The organism is uncultured Campylobacter sp., from assembly GCF_937973075.1.
Taxonomy (GTDB): domain Bacteria; phylum Campylobacterota; class Campylobacteria; order Campylobacterales; family Campylobacteraceae; genus Campylobacter_B.
Genome location: NZ_CALBWL010000056.1, coordinates 1 through 5,683, shown reverse-complemented (window position 1 = coordinate 5,683; position 5,683 = coordinate 1). Strand labels below are relative to the sequence as shown.

Here is a 5,683-nt window from a genome sequence, read left to right as displayed (position 1 = left end):
TTAGTAATAGATAAGAATGTTTTTAAAATTTATGAGGCTAAATTTAGATCTTTTGATTCAAAGGATATTTTTATTTTTGACGCGATCGAAGAAAACAAAACCTATAAATCTGTTTGTGAAATTTATGATTTTTTAATCGGCAAGGCCGCCAAGAGGAATTTGACATTTGTATCCATAGGCGGCGGTATAACGCAAGATGTAAGCGGATTTGTCGCATCTACCTTGTATAGGGGGTTGAAGTGGATTTTTATACCGACTACTTTTTTAGCGATAACAGATAGTTGTATCGGTAGTAAAACCTCATTAAATTATGGTAGTTACAAAAATTTGATAGGCACATTCTATCCGCCACAAAAAATTTATATTAATACCGATTTTTTAGATACTTTGACTGAGCTGGATTTTTATAGCGGACTTGGTGAGTGTATAAAATTTCAATTAATGCAGGAAATTTATCCAAAAAATTTTGATCTTATCTCAGAGACAATAAGAAATTTAGCTACTAAAAAAGAATGTCGTGTTTCTGTTGTAAAGGAAAATATGAAAATAAAATTTGGTTATATGTTGGGGGACGAATTCGATCTTGGCAGAAGAAATATGTTGAATTATGGCCATTGTTTTGGACATGCGCTTGAGACTTCATCGAAATATTTCGTTCCGCATGGTATTGCCGTCACGATAGGTATCATTTTTGCCAACGCTATAGCTTTAACGCGAAAGCTGATTAATAGCGATTTATTTGATTATATAAATAAAAATATCTTGTTGCCGTACATTCCTTTAAAATTATGCGAGGAGCATATGAGTGTAAACATTTTGCTACAAGCTATGAAAAACGATAAAAAACGGATAGGTAATTTTCTAACCGTGGTAATCCCAGATAGCGAGTTTAAGATGACGAAAGTTGCAGACGTAACGGATGAAGAATTTTTTACGGCGCTTGATATAACAAAGTCTATTTTAATAAAGGAGTAGTTATGAATACTTTAGAATACGAGATGATCGAAATTTTAAAAAGGCTCAAGAATGATTACGGCGTTTTTGAAATCAAAGCGGAATATGAAAATGAGGGCAGCAGACAGGAGGAACTTTGTAGACTAAAAGATATTACCTCTAAAGTTGGGCTTCCTATTATTATGAAAATCGGAGGCGTCGAAGCGGTAACCGATATATATAACGCTATTACTCTAGGTGTAAATGGTATCATAGCGCCGATGGCAGAAACAAAATTTGCCGTTAGTAAATTTTTGGGAGCTATAAACACTTTTGTTGCTGAGGATAATCGCAATGACATAGAATTTGCGATTAATGTAGAAACTATAACCTGCTATGATAATTTTGATGATATTCTATCCTTGCCTAATATAAATACTCTTTCTGGCGTAACAATCGGAAGAGTCGATTTTACAAGTTCGATGGGTAAAGATAGAAGCTTTGCAGATAGCGATGAAATGCTAAAACATTGTGAAAATATTTTTACTAAAGCGAGAGCTAAGGGATTAAAATGCGGTTTAGGTGGAGCCATATCCGCGAAGTCATGCGATTTTATTAAATATCTCATTTCTAAAGGACTACTTGATAAATACGAAACGCGAAAGATCGTATATTGCAAAGATGCTGTAAACAATATGGAAGCCGGAATTTTAGCTGGCGTTGAATTTGAATTAGCTTGGCTTAAGAGCAAGCGTAGGTATTATCACAGAATCAAGTCCGAGGACGAGAAAAGAATCGAAATGCTTGAAAAAAGGCTAAGTAACAGATGAATCTTTTCATCACGGGCGGTGGCGGTTTTATTGGATCGCATCTAAAAAAACGTCTTGCGCTAAACGGTAATTTTAATGTTTTCGCTCCAAAAAGTAGCGAGCTAAATTTGACTGACGAAATCGCAGTTGACGATTTTATCCGTGCGCATAAAATCGATGCTATCGTTCATCTAGCCAATCGTGGCGGCGGTCGTGATACGCTGGATATGACAAATGTGACTGAGTATAATTTGCGGATTTTTTTCAATATTGCTAAGCAAAAAAATAAGGTTACAAAGATCATATCGTTTGGAAGCGGTGCAGAGTACGGTAAGCACAAGCCGATAATAAATGCTCGCGAGGATGATTATAAAAAGGCGCTTCCGCTTGATGAATACGGTTTTTACAAAGCTATCACGTCGCATTATATCGAGGATTGCGCGAATAATATTATCCAGCTTCGTTTGTTTGGAATTTACGGCGAGATGGAGAATTACCGCTATAAATTTATTACAAATGCCGTAGTAAAAAACCTACTGCACCTACCCATCGCAATCAATCAAAACGTATTTTTTGATTATATGTATGTCGATGACCTGTTAAACGTAGTGGAATTTTATATAGAAAATGACGCGCAACATAAAATTTACAACGCAAGCAGCGGGACAAAAATCGATCTACTCGGCTTGGCTGCGCTAGTAAATGAAGCGAGCGATTTTAAATCGGAGATAATCGTGCTAAATAAAGGGCTAAATAACGAATACACTTCCGACAATAGCCTATTAAAATCCGAAATGAAAGATAAATTCAAGCTTACGCCGCATGCGGAAGCGATCGGTAAAATTTATAAATATTTTAAGCAAAATTTTACTAGCTTAGACTTAGAGACAGTCAAAAAAGACCCATATTTGGGAAAAATCAATGAAATTTGGAAAGGCAAAAAATGACGCCGCAAGAATTAAAGCAAGAAATTTTAGAAAAGACGAAAGAGTATTATAGGCTAGTTCATGAGCCGGCGCAGAGAGCTAAATTTGAACCCGGCAAAAGTCGCTTAAATTACGCAGGTAGAGTCTTTGACGAGCGCGAAATGATAAATTTAGTAGATAGTTCGCTTGATTTCTGGCTCACATATGGCACATATTCTAAAAAATTTGAAAAAGAATTTGCCAAAATGCTTGGCGTAAAATGGGCATTTTTGGTAAATAGCGGAAGCAGCGCAAATCTACTTGCATTTTTTGCACTTACCTCGCCACTTCTAAAAAAGCGCCGCATAAAAAAGGGCGACGAAGTCATAACAGTAGCGGCAGGCTTTCCCACGACGGTTGCGCCTATCGTGCAATACGGTGCCGTTCCTGTTTTTGTCGATATGGAGCTTGAGTATTTTAACATAGACCATACGAAACTTGAGCTTGCGCTTAGTCAAAAAACAAAAGCCGTCATGGTAGCTCACACCCTGGGAAATCCTTTTAATATAAAAGCCGTGAAGGAATTTTGTGATAAGCACGGTTTGTGGCTTATCGAGGATAACTGCGACGCGCTGGGTTCTCTGTATGACGGTAAGCCGACCGGCACATGGGGGGATATAGGCACAAGCAGCTTCTACCCGCCTCATCATATGACGATGGGTGAGGGCGGCGCCACATACACAAACAATCCGCTGCTTAAAAAAATTATGCTAAGTATGCGTGATTGGGGACGCGATTGCTGGTGTGAGAGCGGCGTAGATAATACCTGTGGCAGGCGCTTTTCGCAAAAATTTGGTGAGCTACCGCTCGGGTACGATCATAAATACGTTTATTCGCACTTCGGATTTAATTTAAAAGCCTCCGATATGCAAGCTGCCGTGGGATGCGCTCAGATAGATAAATTTTCTAGCTTCGTGCAGCATCGTAGGCAAAATTTTAAAAAGCTTTATGACGGGCTGAAAGCTATAAAGGAGCTTATTTTAGTTAAAGCTCAGCCGCATTCCGAGCCTAGTTGGTTCGGCTTTATGATGACGGTTGCAGACGGGGCAAAATTTAGTAGAAATGAGCTTAGCGAGCATCTAGAGAAGGCGGGTGTGCAAACAAGAAATTTATTTGCGGGCAATATGATCAAGCATCCGCTATTTGCAGAGCTAAAACTCGGAGAGGATTATAAAATTTCAGGAGAGCTAAAAAATACCGATAAAATAATGAGCGATAGTTTTTGGGTCGGCGTATATCCCGGTATGAGTGATGAGAAGATAGAATACATCATAAAAGTAATTAAAGAATTTATATCAGCAAAAAGCTAAAATATAAATCAATTAAGTAGTAGAATTTAGAAAGAGAAATATATGTCAAATAAAGCCGTCTTAAAACTATCTTTGTTATTTTGCATTGCTATATGTTTGATTTACAAAATAGGAAAAAAGATTTTTATTGCTTACGTTGATCCTACTGAAGATAAATACAATTATTTTAAATGGGTTTACTATTTTATGAATCACGAAAAGATATTTATATTTAATTTTTATCTATTTTATATCTTTATTATCTCTGCTTTCTTTTCCTTAGTTCTATGGTATAAAATTTATAAAGATAACGTCCATGAATAGCGTCTTGCTTAAAATAAAAGATTTTAATTTTTATCCTTATGCTAAATTAGCCATAGCGGTTTTAATCATTATACAAATTTCATTTTACTTTTATGGTATTTTTTCGGATTTTAAGCTTGCAAACGAATTTAGATATATAGATGAGCAGACGATATTGGATGGTAATAAAATAGTTTCAAATGATCAATATATTACAGAAAACCTGTGCTTTGACCCCAATAATATAAATTATAAATTCAATTCATACGACAATGTCTTTTTATCTGGTAAAAATGGATTTAGTTTTTATAATAACCCAAAGTTTTTGATTTTTGATCCTTATTATAGGCATATTAGCGCAGATACTTTTAAAAAATTTGGAACCCATATAGAAAATATAGGCTATAATAAAGACTTTAATCTTACTTATTATGTAGCTAGAGAGACAAATAGCACAAATAGCACAAATAGATACGGTTTAGATGTATTTTCGAATTCTTATCCTATGTTTGGTGCAGATACTCTAAGTAAGCTTAAAGAAAAAACCGACTTTATAGCATATAATATTTTTGAACAAAATATGCAGATTCTTAGTAGGTATTATTGGGAAGAAACCCCATTTATGTTAAATCCTATAAATGAGCTAGATCTAGATAGAGATAAATCGGAAATTTTTTCTCAATATGGATTTTTAAGTCTATATCCTATTAAATTTATAATGGAACAGCTTGGAGGCATAAGCGTTAGTAATTTTGAAAAGACGAAAAATATAGTATGTATGATCTATTATATCATAGCGATAAGTTTTATATTTTTATTTTTTAAAAATGACTTGATAAGGCTTATTTTTATTTTATTGTTAGGCATTAGATTTTTTTCGGTTACATACTATTCCTATCATTACGCACCTACATTTTTTGATACAAGACACTTTTTTGACTTAATTATAGTTCTATTTTTATTTTATGCTACGAAATTTCAGAATTTAAGTGCTATATTTAAAATAATATGTATATTTCTAGCGTTGCTTTCCATTTTGATGGCTAATGATTTTGGTCTATATATTTTTATATCACTTTTAGGTACACTTATTGTAGAATATGGAATAATTGCTGTAAAAAATAGAAAACTCGTAAATGCCGAAAAAATATTTTTTATACTCATTTATACCATTTTGGGGACAATAATATATATAAAATATCCATTTATGAAAAATCCATCAATAAAATACTTTTTAGATGGTTTTTACTCTTTTAATATTCCTTCTGCTTTATTGCTCGCGGTATTGTCGGTGATATTTATTCAATGGCTATTATTTATATTTTTTTATAAGAAATTGCAAGATAGTAAATATTTATTAAGCTATTTATTTTTACTATTTTAT

4 protein-coding genes and 1 pseudogene are annotated in these 5,683 nt (G+C 34.0%); all 5 read left to right on the top strand.

Going from position 1 to position 5,683, the window contains the following annotated elements; translation table 11 throughout:
- Nucleotides 1-975, top strand: a 975-nt coding sequence (locus tag Q0274_RS07320) for an AroB-related putative sugar phosphate phospholyase (cyclizing) (RefSeq protein ID WP_298028566.1), incomplete at its 5' end; no start/stop codon positions are given.
- A 2-nt stretch (nucleotides 976-977) separates the two neighbouring features.
- Entirely contained in the window at nucleotides 978-1,763 is a 786-nt protein-coding gene (locus Q0274_RS07315; protein WP_298028565.1) for an aldolase/citrate lyase family protein, read from the top strand.
- A complete protein-coding gene (locus Q0274_RS07310) occupies nucleotides 1,760-2,689 on the top strand; it encodes an NAD(P)-dependent oxidoreductase (RefSeq protein ID WP_298028563.1) in 930 nt (309 codons plus the stop codon). The genes Q0274_RS07315 and Q0274_RS07310 overlap by 4 nt, the downstream gene beginning before the upstream one ends.
- Entirely contained in the window at nucleotides 2,686-4,017 is a 1,332-nt protein-coding gene (rfbH, locus tag Q0274_RS07305) for a lipopolysaccharide biosynthesis protein RfbH (RefSeq protein WP_298028562.1), read from the top strand. The genes Q0274_RS07310 and rfbH overlap by 4 nt, the downstream gene beginning before the upstream one ends.
- 295 nt (nucleotides 4,018-4,312) lie before the next feature.
- Nucleotides 4,313-5,683: pseudogene (locus Q0274_RS07300) on the top strand (hypothetical protein); the annotation flags it as partial.

What these genes read in the sequence shown, in the direction of transcription:
- Q0274_RS07315 (WP_298028565.1), top strand. Translation starts at nt 978, where the DNA reads ATGAATACTTTAGAATACGAGATGATCGAAATTTTAAAAAGGCTCAAG.
- Q0274_RS07310 (WP_298028563.1), top strand. Translation starts at nt 1,760, where the DNA reads ATGAATCTTTTCATCACGGGCGGTGGCGGTTTTATTGGATCGCATCTA.
- rfbH (WP_298028562.1), top strand. Translation starts at nt 2,686, where the DNA reads ATGACGCCGCAAGAATTAAAGCAAGAAATTTTAGAAAAGACGAAAGAG.